Raw genomic sequence first — 20,798 nt, forward strand, 5'->3', positions numbered from 1 at the left:
TCATACACGTGTGGCCGCGAACGCGTCGGCCCCGGTGAGTTCGGCCGAGAGCGCCCAGAGGCGCTCGGCCTCGCCGGGGTCGGTCGCGTGCGCGCGGACACCGCCGACCATGTCGGAACGGTCGGTGGGTTCGGCGATGTCGCAGTCTTCGCAGTAGACGCCGCCGAGTCCGGCCAGCGCCGGGGAAGTCGCAGCCCACACCTGGGTCGCGGCGCCCTGCTCCGGCGTCTTGAACGACGGGTCGATCACCGTGCCGTGCTCGTCGATCCAGCCGTTGCCGATCATCTCCGCGGTGTCGAGGTGCCGGGTCAGCGGGGTGAGGATCTTGCCGGGGTGCAGGGAAAACGCCCGCACGCCAAGGCTTTTCGCCAGGGTGTCGAGGTGGCGGGCGAACAGCGCGTTGGCGGTTTTCGCCTGGCCGTAGGCGAGGAACCGGTCGTAGCCGGTGGCGAACTGGACGTCGTCCCAGCGGATTCCGCTGAGCTGGTGGCCCGCGGAGGACACCATGACCACACGCGTGCCGTCGTGGGCGAGTGCGGGCCAGAGCCGGTTGACGAGCGCGAAATGGCCGAGGTGGTTGGTCGCGAACTGCGCCTCCCAGCCGGGGCCGACACGGGTTTCGCGGCAGGCCATGATCCCGGCGCCCGCGATGAGGATGTCGATTTTCCTTGCTGTAGCGAGGAAACGCTCCGCGAAGACGCGGACACTGTCGAGATCACCGAGGTCGAGTTCTCCGACCTCGACGCCGTCGATGCCACTGAGCGCGTCGCGGGCGGCGGCCGGCCGGCGTGCCGGGACGACGACCTCGGCGCCCGCCTTGGTCAGCGCGCGCGTCGTTTCGAGGCCGATGCCCGAGTAGCCGCCGGTGACGAGCGCGAGCTTGCCGGAAAGGTCGATGCCCGCCAGGACGTCGTCCGCGGTGCTGTGGGCGCCGAAGCCCGAGCCGATCTTGTGCTGTGTGGTCACGGGGCGACGGTAGGAGCTGGAGTGCGCTCCAGCGCAAGGGTTCCGGGGGAGAGCCCTACCACGGATCCGGTGGCCGACCGGTGTGTGTACCGGGCCCTGGGTTCGTAGCGTGCGGAACCATGACTTCCATACATCGCTGGGGTGCCGCGCTCGTCGCGGGTGTCGTCGCCTGTGCCCTTGTCGCGGGACCGGGAACGGCGCAGGCACAGGAGAGAGGACGGCTCGCCGGCGTCGTGCCGCTGCGCACCTTGAGCGCCGCGGACGCCGCCGGGGAGCTCACCGCGACCGGTTTCGACGCCGGCGAAGCGCGTCACGGCGTGCAGGCGTTCCGGCTGGAGTACCGGACGGTGGACGCGCGGAACCGGCCGGCCACGGCGAGCGGGTTGCTGATGGTGCCGGACGGCGGGTCCGGCGAACTGTCCACTGTGGTCACCGAACACGGGACCACCAGCTATCGCGGTGACGCGCCTTCGATGCGTGCCAAGGACTTCGCGACGTCGCCCGCGCTGACCTACGCGTCGGCGGGCTTCGCCGCTGTCGCGCCCGACTACCTCGGGCTGGGCACCGGGCCCGGCTTCCATCCGTGGATGGACGTTCCGTCCGAGACCACCGCGTCACTGGACATGCTGCGTGCCACGCGGGAGTTCCTCGGGCACCGGATGGGCCGGGACGTGCTGGTCGCCGGGTTCTCCCAGGGCGCGTCGGCGGCGCTGGGCCTGGCGCGGGCGCTGGACGGGCACGCGGATCCGCGGTTCCGGCTCCGCGCGCTGGCGCCGATCAGCGGCGGCTACGCCTTCCGGGACGCGGAAATCCCAGCGTTGCTGGCGGGTGAGCTCGAACCGAAGTCGAGTGGGCTGTACGCGGCGTACCTGCTGGTCTCGTGGAACCGGCTGCACCACCTCTACCGTTCGCCTTCGGAGATCTTCCGCGCTCCCTACGACAAGACGATCGAAGGACTCTTCGACGGGAACCACACCGGAAAGCAGCTCATGGCGGGCACGCCCGGCACCCTCGGCGAACTGGTCACCCCGGCCGGGATCGAACTGCTGCGGCATCCCTCGCCCCGGTTCGCCGCGGCGTTGCGCGTCGCGGACGGCGTGTGCGCCGGCTGGAAGCCGGGCGCGCCGATGCGGCTGTACGTGATGGACGGTGACGACCAGGCCGCCACCGCCAACACCGACCGCTGCGCCGCGGGATTCCGGGATTCCGGGCTTCGTCCGGACGTCGTGCGGCTGCCGCACTCCGTCTACAATGGATCGACGCATCTCGCGTCGAACGTGACCGCCACCGGCGACATCGTCCGCTGGTTCCTGCGCGTGGCCGCCTAGGGGCGGACGGCGGTCAGGTGCCACACCGGCACCTGGATCCGGCCGCGCTCGTCGACGTCGAACTCGGCGAGCGCGGTGCGGTCGATCTCGCGTTCCGGTTCGACGGCCTGGATCATGGCCGCCATGCTGTCCCTTGTCATCGAGGTGGTGTACACGGTCTTTTCGAGCCGGGTGATGGTCCAGCTCTGCCCGACCTTTTCGCGCAGATCGCGTTCGCTGATCAGATGCGGCACCGGGAAGCTTTCGGGCAGCCCTTCGGGGAAACAGAAGATGTGCAGGCGGGCGCCGGGCTTCGCGGCGCGAGTGACGGCGGCGACGTACGCGCGTCGCGCTTCCTCGTCGAGGCAGTGGTAGAGCGCGCTGTCGACCACGGTGTCGAAGCGGTTCTCGAACCCGTCGAGGCGGGTCGCGTCGGCTTCGACGAACTCGACGTCGACGCCTTGCGCCGCCGCGCGCTCGCGAGCCTGCCGGAGCGCGGTGGCGGACCCGTCCGCGCCGGTGACCCGGTGCCCGCGCGAGGCGAGGAAGATCGCGTTGTCGCCGAGACCGCATCCGACATCGAGGACATCTCCGCCGATTTCCCCCGCGCTCTCCACTTTCACCAGTGCCGGCTGCGGCGCCCCGATGTCCCACGGCATGGTGGGCCCGACGCTCGTTTTTCCTTGGTACATCTCCTCGAAGTCGACGTCGTCGAGATCGATCCCCGGCTTGGTCATCGCATCCTCCCAGGTTATTCAACGCCCGATGAGTTCCATCATGCTGCCGATCTTGGTGAGGTGTCAACACGGTCGCGGGAATATCGGGCGCGCCGCGGGAGTAGTTGACTGACATGGACTTCGGTATTGGGACTTTTGTGACCGACGAAGGAATCCGGCCCGACGTGCTGGCCAAGGCGGTGGAGGAGCGGGGGTTCACGGCGTTGTCGCTGGCCGAGCACTCGCACATCCCGGCCAGCCGCGAGACGCCCTATCCCTCGGGCGGTGAGCTGCCGCGGGTCTACTACCGCACGCTCGACCCGTTCCTCGCGCTGAGCGCGGCCGCCGTGGCCACGAAGACCCTCCGGCTCGGTACCGGGATCACGCTGCTGATCCAGCGTGACCTCATCCACACCGCGAAGGAGGTCGCCACGCTCGACCTGCTGTCGGGCGGGCGGTTCGACTTCGGCGTCGGGGTCGGCTGGAACAAGGAGGAGATGCGCAACCACGGCACCGACCCGGCCACCCGCGGGGCGCTGATGAACGAGCAGCTGGCCGCGCTCAAGGAGATCTGGACCAAGGACGAGGCCGAGTTCCACGGCAAGCACATCGACTTCGATCCGATCTTCTCGTGGCCGAAGCCGGTGGCGAAGCCGCATCCGCCGATCTTCGTGGGCGGCGCGAGCAAGGCGGCCCTGAACAGGCTGGTCGCGCACGGGGACGGCTGGCTGCCCACGCCGGGGGCGTCGCCCGAGGAGCTGCACCGCGTCCGGAAGTGGCTGGGCGAGCAGGGCCGCACCGACGTCCCCTTCGTGGTGTGGGGCTCGCCCGCCGACCAGGCGGTGATCGACGGCTACGCCGAGGGCGGCGTCGATCAGGTGAACCTGATGTTGCCGACCCTGCCGGAGAGCGAGACGCTGCGGAAGTTGGACGAACTGGCCGCGTTCGCGCGGGCCAACCGCTGAAGGGTTTGATGACCACGTGAGTGACGTACAAATCGGCCTGGCCGCGGCGCTGGAACAGTTCTCGCCGCGGGAGTCGATCCGGCTGGCGGCGCTGGCCGAACAGCACGGATTCTCCGGCCAGATGGCGGCGGACCACTTCCAGCCGTGGGTCCCTCAGCAGGGTGAAGCTTCGTTCGTGTGGAGCGTGCTCGCCTCGCTGGCGGAGAACACCACCGGCGACCTCGGGCCCGGGGTGACCTGCCCGTCGTTCCGGCTGCACCCGGCGATGGTCGCGCAGGCCGCGGCGACGCTGGAGGCGACCTATCCGGGCCGCACCTGGCTCGGGATCGGCTCCGGCGAGGCGCTCAACGAGCACATCATCGGCGGCTACTGGCCCGAGGCGCCCGAGCGGGTCCGGCGGATGTTCGAGGCGCTGGAGATCATCCGGAAACTGTTCGGCGGCAAGGACGTCAAGCATTCGGGGGAGTTCTTCAAGCTGCACACCACCCGGCTGTGGACACTGCCCGAAGCGCCGCCGCCGATCTACATCGCGTCGGCGGGCCCGTACACCTCGCGCAAGACCGGCGAACTGGCCGACGGGCTGATCACGCCCGGCGCGTCGCTGGAGAAGCTCGGCGGGATCCTGGACAACTTCAACCAGGGCGCGAAGAAGGCGGGCAAGGACCCGGACACGATGCCGAAGCTGCTGCAGGTGCACCTGTCCTGGGCCGAGGACGACGAGACGGCGTGGGCGAACGCGCTGGACCAGTGGCCCAACGGCGGCATGAAGTTCCCGAAGGCCGACATCCGCTCGCCGTTCGACTTCGCGCAGATGGCGAAGCTCGTGCGGCGGGAGGACTTCGAGGGCCGCATGGTCGTCTCGTCCGATCCGGACGTGCACCGCGCGGCGCTGCAGAAGTACGTCGACGCCGGGTTCAATCGGATCTACGTCCACAACGTGGGGCGCAATCAGGACGCGTTCATCGAGACCTTCGGGCGCGACGTCCTGCCGAAGCTCACCGCGTGAGCTGAAGGGGACTTTCCTCTCGTTACACGCGAGGAAAGTCCCCTTCATCGCATGAGACGCGACGAACGTCCCCTTCAGCACACGGGGGCGCTACTTGTCCAGCAGCAGGTGCACCGAGAGTTCGACGCGGTGCGCGACGTCGGCGGCCGAGGCGCGCCGGGTCACCCAGGCGACCAGGTTCGCCATCCAGACGTCGGCGATGACGTGGAAGATGTCGCGGTCGGCCTCGGTCGGGTCGGTGATGCCCATCGCCTTGGCGAACATGTTCTCCATGAGCCGCCCGACCTGTTCGACCTCGGCCGCGGCGGAGGTGTCGGCGAACATGAACGCGCGCACCATGGCCTCGGTCAGATGCGGGTCGCGCTGCATGAGCCGGGTGTTGCGGCCGAGCACGAACATCAGCCGCTCGGCCGGGGTGTCGCCGGGGATGGCCGACCGCTCCAGCTTCTCCTGCGCCCGTTCGAACTCCCTGGCCAGCCCGGACACCAGCAGGTGGATCTTGGACGGGAAGTACCGGTACAGCGTGCCCAGCGCGACGTCGGCCTTCTCCGCGACGGCCCGCATCTGGACCGCGTCGTAGCCGCCCTTGGCCGCGAGCGCCAGCGTCGCGTCGATGATCCGGCGCCGCCGGTCCCGCTGGGCGGCCGAGCCCAATTCCTCGGTCCCCGCGCCGCTCAGCCCGTTGCCGCGCCCCTTCGCGGCCACCGGTGCCTTCGCCTTTCCTGGCATGGGCCCCTCTCCCGTCCCCAAAGCTGGCTTCGGAACTTGTTCCAGTTCCCGACGTAGCGTACCTGTCCTGGCGGACTCCGCGCCGGTCGACCCACTGGCCGAAAAACTGTAACACGTTCTACACTCGCGAGTAGTCCGAGCCGGTACCCGTGGGTACCCGCAGGTCCTACCGCGAGGAGGTCGCCGATGCCGGTCGCGCTGACGGAGGAACAGGCCGCGCTGGCCGCCGCCATCCACGACTGGGCGGCCGCGCGCCATCCGGTGGAGGCCGTCCGCGCCGCCGAAAGCACGTGCGGCGGGGCGCTCCCGCCGGGGTTCGCCGAGCTCGGGCTGTTCGGCGTGGCGCTCCCGGACGACGTCGGCGGAGCGGACGGCACGGTGGCCGATCTGGCCGCCGGGATCGCCGCGTCCGCCGAAGCGCTGGTCCCCGGCCCGGTGCTCGGCACCGCGCTCGCGGCGCTCTTGCTCGCCCGTGATCCGGATCGCCCGTCCGCCAAGGAGATCCTGCCCGCGCTGGCCGAGGGCACCGCCCAGGCCGCGGTCGTGCTCGACGTGTCGTTCGCCACTTCGGGCGACAGGCTGGTCCTCGACGGCGAAAGCGGTCCGGTGCTCGACGCGCATCCGGCGTCCTGGCTGCTGGTGCCCTGCGACGGCGGGTACGTCCCGCTCGCACCGGGAACGCCAGGGGTGACCGTGGAACCGTTGGCGCCGTTCGACTTCTCCCGGCCGCTCGGCCGCGTCCGGCTCAGCGGCGTCGAGGTCGCTGCCGACGCCGTACTGGCGCTGTCCGATGTCGACGACCTCGCCGCGACACTGGGCGTCGCGGAGGCGGCGGGTATCGCGCGGTGGTGTCTCACGACGGCGGTGGAGTACGCGAAGGTCCGTGAGCAGTTCGGCCGTCCTATCGGGTCGTTCCAGGCAGTCAAGCATCTGTGCGCCGAGATGCTCACCCGCGCCGAGGCCGCCGAGGCGCTCGCCTGGGACGCCGCGTCCGCCGGCCATCCGCTCGCCGTCGCGGCCGCCGCGTCGGTCGCGCTGGACGCCGCGGTCGAGAACGCCAAGGACTGTATCCAGGTCCTCGGCGGCATCGGGTTCACCTGGGAGCACGACGCGCATCTGTACCTGCGCCGCGCGATCGCCGTCCGGCGGTGGCTCGGCGGGTCCGCGCGCTGGCGCCGCCGCGCCGCCGATCTGGCCCTCGGCGGGGCGCACCGCACCCTCGCCGTCGACGTCGGGGACGACGCGGCGTTGCGCGAACAGGTCGCCGAAATCGCTTACCTGCCGGTGGAAGAGCAACGGGCAGCACTGGCCGACGCCGGCCTGCTCGCCCCGCACTGGCCCGCCCCGTACGGCCGAGACGCCGGCGCCGCCGAGCAGCTCCGCATCGACAACGCGCTCGCCGACGCCGGGCTCCGCCGCCCCGACCTCGTCGTCGGCGCCTGGGCCGTGCCGACCATCCTCGAACACGGCTCCGACGAGCAGCGGGCCCGGTTCGCCCTGCCCACGCTGCGCGGCGAACTCACCTGGTGCCAGCTGTTCAGCGAGCCCGGCGCAGGTTCGGATCTCGCGTCGCTGCGCACCGCCGCCTGCCGCGTCGACGGCGGCTGGCGGCTCACAGGGCAGAAGGTGTGGACGTCGCTCGCGCGCGAAGCGGATTGGGGCATCTGCCTCGCCCGTACCAATCCCGAGGCCCCCAAGCACAAGGGGATCACGTACTTCCTGGTGGACATGCGTGCCGAGGGCATCACGACGCGGCCGCTGCGTGAGATCACCGGCGAGGCGGTGTTCAACGAGGTGTTTCTCGACGACGTCTTCGTGCCGGATTCCGACGTCGTCGGGGAGATCGACGGCGGCTGGCGGCTGGCGCGGACGACGCTGGCCAACGAGCGCGTCGCGCTCGGCAGTGGCTCCTCGGTCGGCGAAGGCGTGGAAAACCTTGTCGCGACACTGAATCTCGCGCAGCTCGACGTCACCGCCCGTGAACGGCTGGGCGGTCTGATCGGCCAGGGCAGCGCGTGTTCCGTGCTCGACCTCCGCGCGGCACTGCGGCGTCTCGGCGGACAGGACCCGGGCGCGGAGTCGAGCGTCCGGAAGCTGCTCGGCGTCCGGCATCGCCAGGAGGTCGCCGAGTTCGCGCTCGAATTCCACGGCGCGGACATCCTCGCCGCGGGCGGGGCGGCGGCCGAAGCACAGCACGAATTCCTGGTGTCCCGCTGCCTTTCCATCGCGGGCGGCACCACGCAGGTGCTGCGTTCGCTCACGGCGGAACGGCTGCTCGGCCTGCCCCGGTGACCTTCCCGGTGGGCGCGGTACCGCCGTTTGTCGTACCCGTGGCATACCGTGCACGGCGTGGAGTTCGCAGCAGGCACCCAGGCCACCTACGTCCCCTCGGATCCGCCGAGGGAGGGCGTACTCGCGCTGTGGGGAGAAGGCGTCGAGGGCGATACCGCCATCGAGCTCGTGTTACCGGAGGGCAAGAAGTTCCGGCGCACGAAGGTCGAGGCGAGCGTCGTCCCGCTGGCGCGCGCCATCCCGCGGCTGCTGGTGGTCGGGGAGGACGCGAGCCCGGCGATGGCGGCGTGGTCGGCCGCGGTCAACGCCGGGGTCAACCTCGTCGCACGCGGCAGGCTGCGGCCCTCGGTCTCGCCGAGCGGCGTCGGCTCGTGGCGAGTCGGCCCGCTCGACGCGGGTGACGAGGAGTTGTTGCGCGGCCTGGCCGGCGCGTTGCCGCCCGAGGCACACGCGCTGCCGCTGTCCGGGCTGAAACGGATCCGGCTGCATTCGCCGGAGTCGCTCGTCCGCGCGCTGTGGGATGCCACGGCGGATGTGCTGGTGCGCACTCCGGCGGCAGCGGCGGGCGGCCCGGCGGCGTTCTCGGCGGTCGAGCCTGCCCTCGTCGGTGAGGACGGCGCGGCCTGGCTCGCCGAGCTGGACGCGCGTCAGCCTCGCGGTGCTCAGCTCCTCCTGCGCGTCGAAGCGAGACAGGAACCCGAACAGGAGTCCACGTTCGCCGGAGTGCTGGCGGTGCGCAGCGTCGCCGAGCCGAGCCTGGTGGTCGAGGCGGCGACACTCTGGGACGCGCCGGACGCCGTGCTGAACCGGCTCGGGGACGGGGTCGAGACCCAGCTGCTGCTCGGCCTGCGCCGCGGGGCGCGGGCATGGGCACCGCTGGGCAAGGTACTGGCCGAACCCGCGCCTGCCGAGCTGCCGCTGAGCGACGAGGAGGTCGTCGACCTGCTCACCGACGGCAGCCGCGATCTCGGTGGCGCCGGGATCGAGGTGCTGTGGCAGAAGGGCCTCTTCAGCGGCGAGGTCAAGGCGAAGGCGGGGGCTACCCAGCAGCCGGGGAGCGTCACCGGCCCGGTGTTCGACCTGAACGGGCTGCTGAAGTTCCGCTGGCGGCTCAGCCTCGGCGGCGAGGAGCTGACCGACGCCGAGGTGAACGCGCTCGCCGAGGCGAAACGGCCCCTTGTCCGCCTGCGCGGCCAGTGGGTCCGGGTCGATCCCGGCCTCCTCGCGCGGATGCGCGCCCGCCGCGAGCGCACGCTCACCGGCGCGGAGGCGCTGGCCGCCGCGCTGTCCGGGGAGCTGGAGCTCGACGGCGAACGCGTCGAGTTCGAGGCGCCCTCGGCACTGGGCGGGCTCGTCGAACGGATCCGGGAACGGGCCGGCGAGCCGGTCGAACCGCCGCCGGGGCTGTGCGCGACGCTGCGCCCGTACCAGCGGGCCGGGCTGGCGTGGCTGGCCACCATGACCGGGCTGGGCCTGGGCGCCTGCCTCGCCGACGACATGGGGCTGGGCAAGACGATCCAGCTGATCGCGCTGCATCTGCACCGGCAGGAGACCGCGGCGGGGCCGACACTGGTGCTGTGCCCGACGTCGCTGCTGGGCAACTGGGAACGCGAGTTCGCCCGGTTCGCGCCGGGGGTCCCGCTCCGCCGGTTCCACGGCGGCGGGCGGCATCTGGACGAGCTGCGGCCCGGCGAGGTCGTGCTCGCCACCTACGGCGTCCTGCGCAGGGATCGGGCCGCACTGTCCGAAGTGGACTGGGGTCTGGTCGCGGCCGACGAGGCCCAGCACGTCAAGAACCCGTTGTCGGCGACGGCGAAGGAACTGCGGAAGATCCCGGCCGCGGCCAGGGTCGCGCTCACCGGGACCCCGGTCGAGAACCGGCTCACCGAGCTGTGGTCCATTGTGGACTGGACGACGCCCGGCCTGCTCGGCCCGCTGGACCGCTTCCGCCGCACCGTGGCCAAGCCCATCGAGCGCGACCGCGATCCGGCGGTCACCGAGCGGCTCGCCGGCACCGTGCGGCCGTTCCTGTTGCGGCGCCGCAAAACCGACCCGGACATCGCGCCGGAGCTGCCCCGCAAGACCGAGACCGACCGGTTCGTCCCGCTCACCGCCGAGCAGACGACCCTGTACGAGGCGGTGGTGCGGGAGAACCTCGCGCTGATCCGCGAGTCCGAGGGCGTGCAGCGGCGCGGCCAGGTGCTCAAGCTGCTCACCGAGCTCAAGCAGATCTGCAACCATCCCGCCCAGTACCTCAAGGAGCCCCGTGGCGCGCTGACCGGGCGGTCGGGCAAGCTCGCCGCGTTCGAGGAACTGCTCGACGTCATCCTCGACGAGGGCGACAGCGTGCTGGTGTTCAGCCAGTACGTCAAGCTGTGCGAACTGCTGGAGCGCAGGCTGGCCGAACGCGGGCTGCCGGTGGCGTTGCTGTCCGGGAAGAACACACCCGCCGAGCGCGAGGACATGGTCGAGCGGTTCCAGGCGGGCGAGATCCCGGTGTTCCTGCTCTCGCTCAAGGCGGGCGGCGTGGGGCTGAACCTGACCAGGGCCACGCACGTCATCCACTACGATCGCTGGTGGAATCCGGCGGTGGAGGACCAGGCCACCGACCGGGCGTACCGGATCGGGCAGGACCGGCCGGTCCAGGTGCACCGGCTGATCGCCGAGGGAACATTGGAAGAGCGGATAGCGGCCGTGCTGGAACAGAAACGGGGTCTCGCCGACGCCGTCGTGGGCGCGGGTGAGGACTGGATCACCGAGCTGTCCGACGATCAGCTCGCCGATCTGGTCCGCCTGGGTTCGGGGTAATGCCGCCGCGCCGGACGTTCGGCAACACCTGGTGGGGGCGGGCCTGGGTCGACGCGTTGGAACAGCGGGCGAAGCTGGACCCGAACCGGCTGCCGCGCGGGCGGACGTACGCCCGCAAGGGCACCGTCGGCGGGCTGGCCGTCGGTGTCGGGGAGATCTCCGCGCGGGTCCGGGGGAGCCGCCCCGTCCCGTACAAGGTGACCATCCGGATGCGGGAGTTCGCCCCGGCGGAGTGGGACGCCCTGCTCGAGGTCGCCGGTACGCGGCTGGGTCATGCCGCGGCCCTGCTCGACGGCGAACTGCCGGAGGAACTGGCCGAGCAGGCCCGCGAAGCCGGGGCCGATCTGCTCCCCGGCCCCGGCGACCTCAAGCCGCGGTGTTCCTGCCCGGACTCGGCCAACCCCTGCAAGCACGTCGCGGCCGTGTACTACGTCGTCGCCGACGAGGTCGACGCCGATCCGTTTGTGTTGTTCCTGCTCCGCGGCAGATCCCGTGACGACGTCCTCGCGGAACTCCGCGCCCGCCGCACACCCCGCGGCGGCGACGGCGAGAAGCCCGGAAAGGCGTTGCCACCGAAGAAGAATCCCGGCCTGACCCCGCGTGCCGCGTTCTCCCGACGCGTCGGCCCGGTCCCGCCGCTGCCCGCCGCGCCCGAGGCCGCGGGCACCCCGGCCGTCCTCGATCTGGATCCGCCCGCGAGCACCGGCTGGACCGCCGCCGCGCTGACCACTCTCGCCGCCGACGCCGCCGCGCTGGCCCGCGATCTGCTGGTCCACGGCGCGCCCGCGGTGGCGGATCTGACGTTCGAGGAGGATCTGGCCCGCCGCGCGGCCACCCGCCCTGGTGACCTCGGCCCGCTCGCCGCCGAGGCGGAAGTCCCGCTCCGCGAGCTGACCCGCTGGGCCCATGCCTGGCGGGAGGCGGGCCGCGGCGGCCTTGCCGTGCTCCGGGAATCCTGGCAGCCGGGTCCCGGCCCCCTCGAACGCGCCCGCGCCGAACTCGCCGATGCCGGCCTGACCGGTCAGGTGAAGGTCTGGCGCAACCGCGTCACCCAGGGCGACGTCCAGCTCCGCTACGGCCGCGACGCCCGCTGGTACCGCTTCGTCCGCGAAGGCCCCGAATGGCGCCTGGACGCCCCGCCCTCCGATGACCCCCTAGACCTCGCCTACCCCACCCCGTGAGATCGCCACCCAATCACGCGAGTTACGCGCCCAATCACACGAGCGCGCCGTCCAATCACGCGAGCCCGCCGCCGAGGCACGCGAGCCGACCGGTCAGCTACGCGAGTCGTCCGTCCGGGTACGCGACTTCGCCTACTTCGCCGCCCAGCTCCGGTAACTGTGCTCCAGGAACCGTTCCACTCCACGCACCACGTGCGCGCTGCGGATGGACGGGAACACGTCGAACGCGTGCTGTGCCCCGGCCAGCTCCGCGTACGCGACCGGCTCCCGCGACTTCTCCCGCAGCCGCCGCACGAATTCGCGCGCCTCCCGCACCGGGATCAGCGAATCGTGCTTGCCGTGGATGACGAAGAACGGCGGCGCGTCCCCGGTGATCCGGTCCAGCGGGGACGCCGCGACGTAGTCGTCGAGGTGGTTTACCGGATCGCGGTCCGGGGCGAACACCCGCCGCGCCAGCAGCTGGTCCCGCCGGAGCGTGCTCGACCGGGAGCCGGTGGTCGCGGCGAAGTCGTAGGCGCCGTAGTGCGGGACGCAGGCCTGCACGCTCGTGTCGACACCGGGGGCGTCCGGCTGGTACATCGGATCGTTCGCGGTCAGCGCGAGCAGCGCGGCGAGGTGCCCGCCCGCCGAACCGCCGGTGGCCGCGACGAACCGCGGGTCCCCGCCGTAGGAGGCGATGTGCTCGCGGATCCAGATCAGCGCCTGCTTCACCCCGAGGATGTGCGCGGGCCAGCGGGCGGCGGGGGCGAGCGGGTAGTTGATCGCGACGCAGACCCAGCCCCGCCGCGCCATGTGCAGCATGAGCGGCCTGCCCTGCTCCTCCTTGTTGCCGATCACCCACGCCCCGCCGTGCACCTGCAGCAGTACCGGCGCGTCCGACACGGGTTTCCGCGGGCGGTAGACGTCCAGCAGGTACCGCTTGCCGCCGGGGGCGTAGGCGATGTTCCGCTCGACCACCACCTCCGGGTCGTGCATCCGGAACGGCAGCAGCAGCTGGCCCCACGGGGTCGCCAGGTCGCGCGGGTTCGGCGGGTGGGCGAGCCGCGAGCCGTAGTCCTCGCCGAGCGCCTCGGTCAGCGCGTCCTCGACCTCGCCCCTGGCGCGCCGGGCCGTCGCGATCAGCGAACCGAGCCCGGCGGCGGTCAGCCCGGCCAGCGCGAGCCCGATCCGGTCCGACGGCCTGCGCGCACCGTGCCGTGCCAGGTGGACGGCCGTGTCGGCGGCGGTGAGCGCGAGCTGCTGGGGCGCCAGTTCGTCGGCCAGCCAGCCCGCGAAGAACAGCGGGATCGTCGCGCGCTTCGAACGCACCGGGCGCACGGCGTTGGCCGTGAGGGCGAGCTGGATCGCGCGGCGGGTCAGGAAATTCGGCTGCACCCGCCCGATGCTACCCGCGCGTACACGCGGCGGCCGGGTTACTGGATCTGCCTTAGGCTTGCGGTATGCAGAGACTGAGCGGCCTGGACGCGAGCTTCCTCTACCTCGAGACGTCCTCGCAGGTCCTGCACGTCTGCGGCCTGATCACCCTCGACGGCACGACGATGCCGGGCGGGTACAGCTTCGCGGAGTTCAAGCGGCAGCTGGCCGAACGGGTCCTGCTGATCCCGGCATTCCGCCGTAAACTGCACAATCCACTCTGGAATGTCGGGCATCCGGTGTGGGTGGAGGACGAGGACTTCGACCTCGACCACCACGTGCACCGCATCGGCGTGCCCGCGCCCGGCGACCGCACCGAACTGGCCGAGCTGTGCGCGCACATCGCGGGCCAGCAGCTGGATCGCACGCATCCGCTGTGGCAGCTCTACGTGATCGAGGGCCTCGCCGACGGCGGGATCGCGGTGCTGATCAAGATGCACCACGCCAGTGTGGACGGTGTCAGCGGCGCCAGCCTGATCGCCTATCTGGCCGGGCTTTCCCCGGACGCACCGCCGCCGGACATCGAACCCGAAGAGCGGCGCAACGCGCATGTGCCGGGCAGGTTCGACCTGCTGCGCTCGGGTGTAGCCACGGTGGTCAAACGTCCTTACGCGCTGGTGAAACTGCTGCCCGACCTGGTCGAGCTGGTCCCCGGCTGGCTCGGGAAAGCCTTGCGGGGCAAGGGAATGCCCGTGCCGTTCACCGCGCCGAGGACCTCGCTCAACGGGACCATCACCGGGCACCGCAGCGTCGCCTACGCGCAACTCGACCTCGAAGACGTCAAGCGCGTCAAGAACGCCTTCCGCGTCACCGTGAACGACGTCGTGCTCGCGCTCGTTTCCGGTGCGCTGCGCCAGTTCCTCGACGATCGCGGCGAACTGCCCGGCGACCCGCTGGTGGCGACCGTCCCGGTGTCGGTGCACGAACGCACCGAACGCGAGGGCGGCAGCAACAAGGTGTCCGCCTTCTTCGCCTCGCTGCCCACCCACCTGCCCGATCCCGCCGCGCGCGTGTTCTTCCTCGCCGAGGCGAACCGGCGGTCCAAGGCACACCACTACGACATCGACGCCGACATGCTGGCCGACTGGGCGCAGTTCTCCGCCGCGTCGATGTTCGGCCTGGCGGTGCGCGCGTATTCGGCGTTGCGGCTGGCCGAAAAACACCCGGTGGTGCACAACCTCGTCGTCTCCAACGTGCCGGGCCCGCCGATGCCGCTGTACCTGCTCGGCGCGCGGATCACCGGGCTCTACCCGCTGGGGCCGGTGTTCCACGGCGCCGGGCTCAACATCACCGTGCTGTCCAACGCGGGCAAGGTCGACGTCGGGCTGCTCGGCGCGAAGGAACTCGTCCAGGATCTCTGGCCGCTCGCCGACGCATTGCCCGACGCGCTGGCCGAACTGCTCAAGGCCGCGCCCGCCTAACGCCGCCTTCGCGACGGTTTCGTCCGTGTCCGGGACTTCGGCGTGTACGGGATATCGGCGAAACGCAGCTCCGCTCGCAGTGCCCGCACCGCGCGGTCCAGGCGCAGCAACGCGACCTGCGACAGCGTGAACAGCTCGTCGACGTGCCACGACCGTCCGGCGGCGGCCAGCACGACCGTGCCGGGGGATTCGGTGACGACCCGGGCCGCATCCAGCGCCGAGGCCTTCGCGGCGAGCTGGGCGAGCGCGTCCGGCTCGTCGCGGAGGGCTTCGGCCGAAACGAGCGCTTGCGTGTAGAGGTGGCTCGCGGCCGTCGCGCGCCCGAGCCATTTGACGTGGATCAGCTCATTGCCCGGCCCGAGCAGATCGCACAGTTCGAAGCGGGGATGCAGCGGTGTCGTCGCGAAATCCTTGTCCAGGCACAGAAAACCGGGTTCGCGAGCGACCTTCCGGCAGTAGCGGTGCTCGTCGTCGGGCTCACCGCTCGGCGTCCACTTCACCTCGGGCCACGCGTACCGGCGCTCCAGCAGCGCGGCCACCTGGGCGCGCATCTGCTCGACGTAGGTTTCCCCGATCCGGTACCAGCGGCCCTGGTGGAACACGTACCGGACGTGATCGATCGTGGCCTCGAAGACCACCCACTTCGCGGCCGGGATCGCGGCGCCGGACTCCTCCTCGCCCGCGTCGTCGGCGCACGTCACGACACGTCCCGCGCGCAGAGCTTTGACGCGCTTCTCGACGTCGAGCGTGGCGAGACGGCCGGTGAGGTGCTCCAGTTCCAGCCGTCCCTCGGCGGTGAACGGGCCACCGGACCCCAGCCCGGTGATCCGGAACGACCCGGCGTGCTCCGCCTCGCGGACCGCCGTCGCGGGCCACGCCAGCCCCAGCGCGCCGTCGTCCGCGCCGCCGAGCGCCTCGGCGAGCCGGTCTTCGAGCGTGGGCAGCAGGCGATGGTGCCGGTCCAGCGGGCGGGTCTGGGCGATGAAGCGCAGCGCCGAGTTCCGGTCCGGTTCGTCGACCACCGCGCCGACCGCGTCGAGGTCGGCCAGGAACGCGCGGGGCTCCTTGGCCAGCGGGACCCACAGCGCGTTGCCGACCCGGATCCGGTACCGCTTCCCGGTGATCCGGCCGTAGGTCAGCTCGGTGAGGTCCGCCGCGCCCGCCAGCCGGTTGACCAGTTCGCCGTAGGGTTCCAGGCGGAACGCGGACAGCTCGCCGCCGCCGGGGATGGAGATCTGCGTGGCCCGCGCCGACGCGTCGAGCGCGGCGCTGGCGATCAGCCCGAGGTCGAACGGGTCCAGCCGCCGGATCCCGAACATCAGGCCGAAACCCTGCTCGACGTGTTCGTCGTTCAGCGCGAGATGTCCGGCGCCCCACGTCACGGCGTAGGTCCACGGTGGACGGGGGACCAGCAGCACGGCGAACGGTAGTTCGGCGGACAGGTCGAGCTCGTTGCCGGTCAGCGCGGCGGCGTGCGGGACCCACTGGGGGACCTCGGTGTGGAAGGCGCCGGCCACCAGCCGCGCGCGGGTCCCGGAGATGTCGACGTCGGTGTCGACGGTGACCTGCTCGGGCTTCAGCGAGACCAGCGTTTCGGCCTCGGTGCCGTCGAGGCGGAAGAGGGAGGCGGGTTTGCTCGGGGCGGACGAAGCGGCCATGGAACCACCCGGTCGTACGTACACCGAGACACCCTGGGTGATCGGCGGCGTGGTCACGGACAACTGCCTCTCCCCAGAATACGCCGGTGATCGTGAACGCCGATGACCACTACCCGCCGCTCGAGAACCGAAAAGATGAAATCCGGTTGAACGCGGATTCGCCGTTATCCTGCCGTGAGTCACCCGCTATGTTCGCGGTATACTTCGCCGATGGCCGCGAACGCGCGGGCGGATCACCGGAAATGGTTTCATCGCTGGTCAGGCGACCAGGAGGTTGTGATCGAGTAACCGATGGGGCGACAGCGAATGGCGGAATCGGGAATTCTCGATCATTACTCGAATGGACGCCTTTCCGGGTGATCCTGCTCTGTTCGGGCGGGCCGGGGGAAATGTGCGCACGCCTGGTGACGGCGATGGCGGGAATGGCGGCGGGGGAATAGGCCGGTCGTGCGGAGTCGTCACGGTGCGCTGGTTAGCGCTGCGGCCCGTGCACGACTACGCTGGCCGAGTCCATTCCCGTCCTGGCAGGTGGTGGGGGCAGCATGGAGACCGTCCCGATGTTCGCGCACGGAGACCGTCTCACCCGCCGGGACCTGGAGTTGATCACCGATGAACGTCGTCGGTACGAACTGGTCGACGGGACACTTCTAGTGAGCCCGTCCCCGCGCCCGCTGCACCAGAGGGTGGTCGCGCGCCTGCTTGCCGCGCTCACCCCCCTGTGCCCCGCGGACTGCGAGGTGCTCCCGGCACCGGTGGACGTCGTGCTCGACGAGCACACGGTGCTCATCCCCGACGTCGTCGTGGGCAGGCGGGACAGTTTCACCGATCGCGCGCTGGTCGGGATCCCGGTGCTCGCCGTCGAGGTCGTCTCGCCCTCGAGCGAGTACATCGACCATCACCTCAAGCCCGCCCGGCTGGCCGCGGCGGGCTGCCCGCACTACTGGGTGATCGACCCGCGGGTCCCGAACCTGAGCTGTTTCGACCTCGACGGCGAGTCCTACACGCTGGTGGGTGAAGGACGCGGCGACGACGAAGTCCGGCTCGAGAAGCCGTACGCGCTGACGCTCCGGCCCGCCGACCTGGTGTCGCCGCACTGACTCACGCCGTCACCGCGTACCGCCAGAACTCCCGCATGAGCGGGGTCGGGGTCGGCGCGGTCATCGCCAGCTGGGTGAGCAGGACCGCGACCGTGCCGGTGGCGGGGATGACGTGCGCGGTCGTGCCGGTGCCGCCGACCCAGCCGTAGCGGCCGGGCACGTTCCACGGATCGACGGCCGCGATGTCCACCGAACCGCCGTAACCCCAGCCCTGCCCTTCCAGGAACAGCGTGCTCGCTTCCCGCTGCGCCGGGCTCAGATGGTCGGTCGTCATCCGCCGCACCGACTCGGCCGAGAGCACCCGGCGTCCGTCGAGGCTTCCGCCGCCCAGCAGCATCCGGCCGAAGGCGGCCCAGTCGTCGGCGGTCGAGACCAGCCCGCCGCCACCGGAGGGGAACGGCGGCAGCGTGTGCCAGGCGTCGTCCGGGGCGCTGCCCGGGACGGGACCGTCGTCGCCGGGCGCGTAGAGGCGGGTGAACCGGGCACGTTTCTCCGGCGGCACCACGAATCCCGTGTCGGTCATGCCGAGTGGCTCGAAGACCCGTTCGGCCAGGTACTCGGGCAGCGACCGGCCGGAGACCCGGGCGATCAGGATGCCCTGCAGGTCCGAACAGGTGTTATAGAGCCACGCCTCGCCCGGCTGGTGCAGCAGCGGCACGCGGGCCAGCTTCGCCAGCCACTCGTCCGGCGCAGGGAAGGATGCCGGGTTGCGCGGGTCCGCCTGCACCTGTTCGAACAGCAGACGCACCGCGGGCAGGGAGAAATCGGCCGGAAACCCCCACCCGGCCCGGAAATCGAGCAGATCGGCCACGGTGATCGGCCGGGTGGCCGGGACCACGTCTTCGACCGGGCTGGCCGGGGTCCGTACGACGCTCGGGGACGCCAGCTCCGGGAGCCACTTCCCGATCGGGTCGTCCAGCGCGACGAGGCTGTCCTCGATCAGCGTCAGGACCGCCGCGGCGACGATCGGCTTGGTGATCGAGGCGACGCGGAAGATCGAATCCCGCGCCATTGCGGTGGTGCCTTCGACGTCGTGGGAGCCGAGGGCCACCACCTCGGTCTCGTCGCCGCGCGCGATCAGCGCGACCGCGCCGGGCGCCCCCGCGCCGCCGACGTGCTTCTCCAGGACATCACGCAGATCGGTCACCACTACCCCCAAGGTTCGCTGGTGCCGGAAGACTAGCGCGCGGCACCGTCAGCGGGCGTGGACCGACGTCACCGCGGCCATGACCGCCGGCACGAACTCCTTCGCGTTGAGCACACACGCGGCGTGCCCGGCCGGGATCTCGTAACTCGCCGCGCCGGGGATGAGCCGCGCGAGGGTCCGCTGATGCGCCGGGGCGATGAACCGGTCGCGGCTGCTCACCACGACCGACGCCGGCTGCCGGATCGAGGGCAGCCACGGCCGCGAGTCGAACCGGCCGATCTCGTCGATCGCGACCGCGATCTCCCAGGCGCTGGTGGAGCGGAACTCGGCCAGCGCCCAGCGGTGATCCTCCAGCCGGGCCAGCCGCGCCCGCCGGGGCTCGCCCGGCACGGCGCCGATGCGCGCGCTCTCGCGGAACCGCGTCAGCGCGCGGCCGAAGACGTCGAGCGCGACACGCTGGCGGACACCGCGCCGGAAGTTGCTCGCGGTCGAGCACAGGATGAGACCTGAAACACGTTCTGGTTCTGCGTGCGCGACGAGCTGGGCGACCATCCCGCCCATCGAGTAACCGCCGACGGCGAAGGTGTCCAGCCCGAGAGCGTCGGCGACCGCGACGACGTCCTCGGCGCAATCGGCCAGCCGGAACTGCGCTGACCGGATGCCCTGGCCGTGCCAGCGCTGGTCGAACACCACCACCCGGTACCGCGCCGAAAGCCGCTCCAGCACCGGATACCAGGTGAGCAAGCCGGTGCAGGCGACCGAATGCAGCAGCACGATCGCGGGCGCGTGGCGCGGCCCGACGTCGACGAAAACGGTTTCTCCCCGGCCCGGCAGCGTGAGCGGCTTCGGGTCGGGCACGCCCGCGGTCGGCGGGATCGTCACCAGCCGTCGCGTGACCAGCCAGCCGGCGTCGGAGATGGTGCCGCGGTCCATACGCCCTCTCCCCGGGGGTTGCCGATCCCGCCCGTTCCGGCTAAGACTAGAACAGGTTTCAATATTACGCCCATCCGGAGGCGGTGGATGGACTTCACCCTTGACGATACGCAGACCGAGATCATCGCGCTCACCGCGAAGGTGCTCGGCAAGGACGGCGACCCCGGCAGCGTGTGGCACGCGCTGGCCGAGGCCGGGCTGCTCGCGCTCGCGCTGCCGTCCGACCTGGACGGTGACGCGCTCGGCGTCGCGGAGGTCGCCCAGGTGCTCACCGAGGCCGGCAGGGCCGCCGCGCCCGTGCCCGCGCTGCCCGCGCTGGCACTCGGTGTCCTGCCGGTGGACGCGCTGGGCAGCCCTGAGCAACGCGCCGCGTTGCTCCCGCCGGTCGCGACGGGGGAGGCGCTGCTGACCGCGGCCCTGCACGAACCGTCCGCCCCGCTGACCGCCCGGCCCGCGACGACCGCCACCGCGAACGGCGGCTGGCGGCTCGACGGGGTCAAGACGGCCGTGCCCTACGCGGCCGAGTCCGCGCGGATCCTGACCCCGGTGTCGATGCCCGGCGGCACCGGCGTGTTCCTGGTCGATCCGCGCGCCGACGGCGTCACGCTCACCGCGTCGCGGAATTCCTCGGAGACACCGGAATACACGGTGAAACTGGACGCCGTCGCGGTGTCCGAAGCGGACTTGCTCACCGAATCCGGTGGGGGACAAGCGGTCGCGGCCCTGCACCGGTTCGCGCTCGCCGGCGCGGTCGCGCTCGGCGACGGCCTGCTCGCGGGCGCGCTCGCCCTGACTTCCCGGCATGTCGGGGAACGCACGCAGTTCGGCCGTCCACTCGCGACATTCCAGGCGGTGGCCCAGCAGATCGCGGACGTCTACATCGCGTCGCGGACCGTGCACCTCGCCGCGACGTCGGCGGTGTGGCGGCTCGCGCAGGGCCTGGACGCGGACGCCGATCTCGACGTCGCCGCGTACTGGCTGGCCGAGGAAGCGCCGGCCGCGCTGGCGATCTGCCACCATCTGCACGGCGGCGTCGGCGTCGACGAAACCTATCCGCTGCACCGGTATTCGTCGGCGGTCAAGGATCTGGCCCGTGCGGTCGGCGGGGCCGCGCACCGGCTCGGCAGGCTCGGCGAACGAGTGGCGGGGTGAGCATCGG

The 20,798-nt window shown here is 71.4% G+C and carries 17 protein-coding genes; 10 read left to right on the top strand and 7 right to left on the bottom strand.

All coding sequences use genetic code 11. The features are described from left to right. Complete coding sequence (locus ACFWX1_RS23105) at positions 1-966, bottom strand: SDR family NAD(P)-dependent oxidoreductase (protein WP_378390460.1); 966 nt, start codon at positions 964-966, stop codon at positions 1-3. 119 nt (positions 967-1,085) lie between these two features. On the opposite strand from ACFWX1_RS23105, the gene ACFWX1_RS23110 reads away from it, so the two are divergent. Further along, complete coding sequence (locus ACFWX1_RS23110) at positions 1,086-2,294, top strand: lipase (RefSeq protein WP_378390462.1); 1,209 nt, start codon at positions 1,086-1,088, stop codon at positions 2,292-2,294. On the opposite strand, the gene ACFWX1_RS23115 is transcribed toward ACFWX1_RS23110, so the two are convergent. After that, positions 2,291-3,010 carry a class I SAM-dependent methyltransferase gene (locus tag ACFWX1_RS23115; protein ID WP_378390464.1) on the bottom strand — a complete coding sequence of 240 codons (720 nt, stop codon included), beginning with the start codon at positions 3,008-3,010 and terminating at the stop codon, positions 2,291-2,293. The two genes, ACFWX1_RS23110 and ACFWX1_RS23115, sit on opposite strands and share 4 nt — an antisense overlap. A 113-nt stretch (positions 3,011-3,123) precedes the next feature. Between ACFWX1_RS23115 and ACFWX1_RS23120 the strand changes: the two genes are divergently transcribed. Next, complete coding sequence (locus ACFWX1_RS23120) at positions 3,124-3,954, top strand: LLM class F420-dependent oxidoreductase (protein ID WP_378390466.1); 831 nt, start codon at positions 3,124-3,126, stop codon at positions 3,952-3,954. Positions 3,955-3,970: 16 nt separating this feature from the next. Further along, entirely contained in the window at positions 3,971-4,960 is a 990-nt protein-coding gene (locus ACFWX1_RS23125) for a TIGR03557 family F420-dependent LLM class oxidoreductase (RefSeq protein ID WP_378390468.1), read from the top strand. A 90-nt stretch (positions 4,961-5,050) separates the two neighbouring features. On the opposite strand, the gene kstR is transcribed toward ACFWX1_RS23125, so the two are convergent. After that, on the bottom strand, positions 5,051-5,689 hold the full coding sequence (kstR, locus tag ACFWX1_RS23130; RefSeq protein ID WP_378327671.1) for a cholesterol catabolism transcriptional regulator KstR: 639 nt from the start codon (positions 5,687-5,689) through the stop codon (positions 5,051-5,053). Between the two features lie 186 nt (positions 5,690-5,875). Between kstR and ACFWX1_RS23135 the strand changes: the two genes are divergently transcribed. Genes ACFWX1_RS23135 through ACFWX1_RS23145 form a run of 3 tightly spaced genes read left to right on the top strand, consistent with a single transcriptional unit; the run spans position 5,876 to position 11,970 of the window. After that, a complete protein-coding gene (locus ACFWX1_RS23135) occupies positions 5,876-7,981 on the top strand; it encodes an acyl-CoA dehydrogenase family protein (protein WP_378390470.1) in 2,106 nt (701 codons plus the stop codon). 57 nt (positions 7,982-8,038) lie between these two features. Further along, on the top strand, positions 8,039-10,789 hold the full coding sequence (locus ACFWX1_RS23140; protein ID WP_378390472.1) for a DEAD/DEAH box helicase: 2,751 nt from the start codon (positions 8,039-8,041) through the stop codon (positions 10,787-10,789). Continuing rightward, on the top strand, positions 10,789-11,970 hold the full coding sequence (locus ACFWX1_RS23145) for an SWIM zinc finger family protein (protein ID WP_378390474.1): 1,182 nt from the start codon (positions 10,789-10,791) through the stop codon (positions 11,968-11,970). The genes ACFWX1_RS23140 and ACFWX1_RS23145 overlap by 1 nt, the downstream gene beginning before the upstream one ends. Before the next feature lie 132 nt (positions 11,971-12,102). Here ACFWX1_RS23145 and ACFWX1_RS23150 read toward each other — a convergent pair whose 3' ends face one another. Beyond that, positions 12,103-13,344 (bottom strand): alpha/beta hydrolase fold domain-containing protein, encoded by a 1,242-nt coding sequence (locus ACFWX1_RS23150; RefSeq protein WP_378390476.1) that lies wholly within the window; start codon positions 13,342-13,344, stop codon positions 12,103-12,105. A 65-nt stretch (positions 13,345-13,409) separates the two neighbouring features. Between ACFWX1_RS23150 and ACFWX1_RS23155 the strand changes: the two genes are divergently transcribed. Further along, complete coding sequence (locus tag ACFWX1_RS23155; protein ID WP_378390478.1) at positions 13,410-14,804, top strand: wax ester/triacylglycerol synthase family O-acyltransferase; 1,395 nt, start codon at positions 13,410-13,412, stop codon at positions 14,802-14,804. Here the strand turns inward: ACFWX1_RS23155 and ACFWX1_RS23160 are convergent. Next, on the bottom strand, positions 14,801-16,519 hold the full coding sequence (locus ACFWX1_RS23160) for a TIGR04141 family sporadically distributed protein (protein WP_378390528.1): 1,719 nt from the start codon (positions 16,517-16,519) through the stop codon (positions 14,801-14,803). The genes ACFWX1_RS23155 and ACFWX1_RS23160 overlap by 4 nt on opposite strands. Positions 16,520-16,548: 29 nt before the next feature. On the opposite strand from ACFWX1_RS23160, the gene ACFWX1_RS23165 reads away from it, so the two are divergent. Together ACFWX1_RS23165 and ACFWX1_RS23170 are read left to right on the top strand one after the other, a co-directional pair. Then, positions 16,549-16,902: a hypothetical protein gene (locus ACFWX1_RS23165; RefSeq protein WP_378390480.1), complete on the top strand. Its 354-nt coding sequence runs from the start codon at positions 16,549-16,551 to the stop codon at positions 16,900-16,902. Positions 16,903-17,019: 117 nt separating this feature from the next. Beyond that, on the top strand, positions 17,020-17,559 hold the full coding sequence (locus ACFWX1_RS23170; protein ID WP_378390530.1) for a Uma2 family endonuclease: 540 nt from the start codon (positions 17,020-17,022) through the stop codon (positions 17,557-17,559). A 1-nt stretch (position 17,560) separates the two neighbouring features. On the opposite strand, the gene ACFWX1_RS23175 is transcribed toward ACFWX1_RS23170, so the two are convergent. Further along, positions 17,561-18,706, bottom strand: coding sequence for a serine hydrolase domain-containing protein (locus tag ACFWX1_RS23175; RefSeq protein ID WP_378390482.1), 1,146 nt, complete (start codon positions 18,704-18,706; stop codon positions 17,561-17,563). A gap of 48 nt (positions 18,707-18,754) precedes the next feature. After that, positions 18,755-19,639: an alpha/beta fold hydrolase gene (locus ACFWX1_RS23180; protein ID WP_378390484.1), complete on the bottom strand. Its 885-nt coding sequence runs from the start codon at positions 19,637-19,639 to the stop codon at positions 18,755-18,757. An 87-nt stretch (positions 19,640-19,726) separates the two neighbouring features. On the opposite strand from ACFWX1_RS23180, the gene ACFWX1_RS23185 reads away from it, so the two are divergent. Then, entirely contained in the window at positions 19,727-20,791 is a 1,065-nt protein-coding gene (locus ACFWX1_RS23185; protein WP_378390486.1) for an acyl-CoA dehydrogenase family protein, read from the top strand. Positions 20,792-20,798: the final 7 nt, after the last annotated feature.

It is taken from the genome of Amycolatopsis sp. NPDC059021, assembly GCF_042739895.1.
In the GTDB taxonomy this organism is placed as follows: Bacteria; Actinomycetota; Actinomycetes; order Mycobacteriales; family Pseudonocardiaceae; genus Amycolatopsis.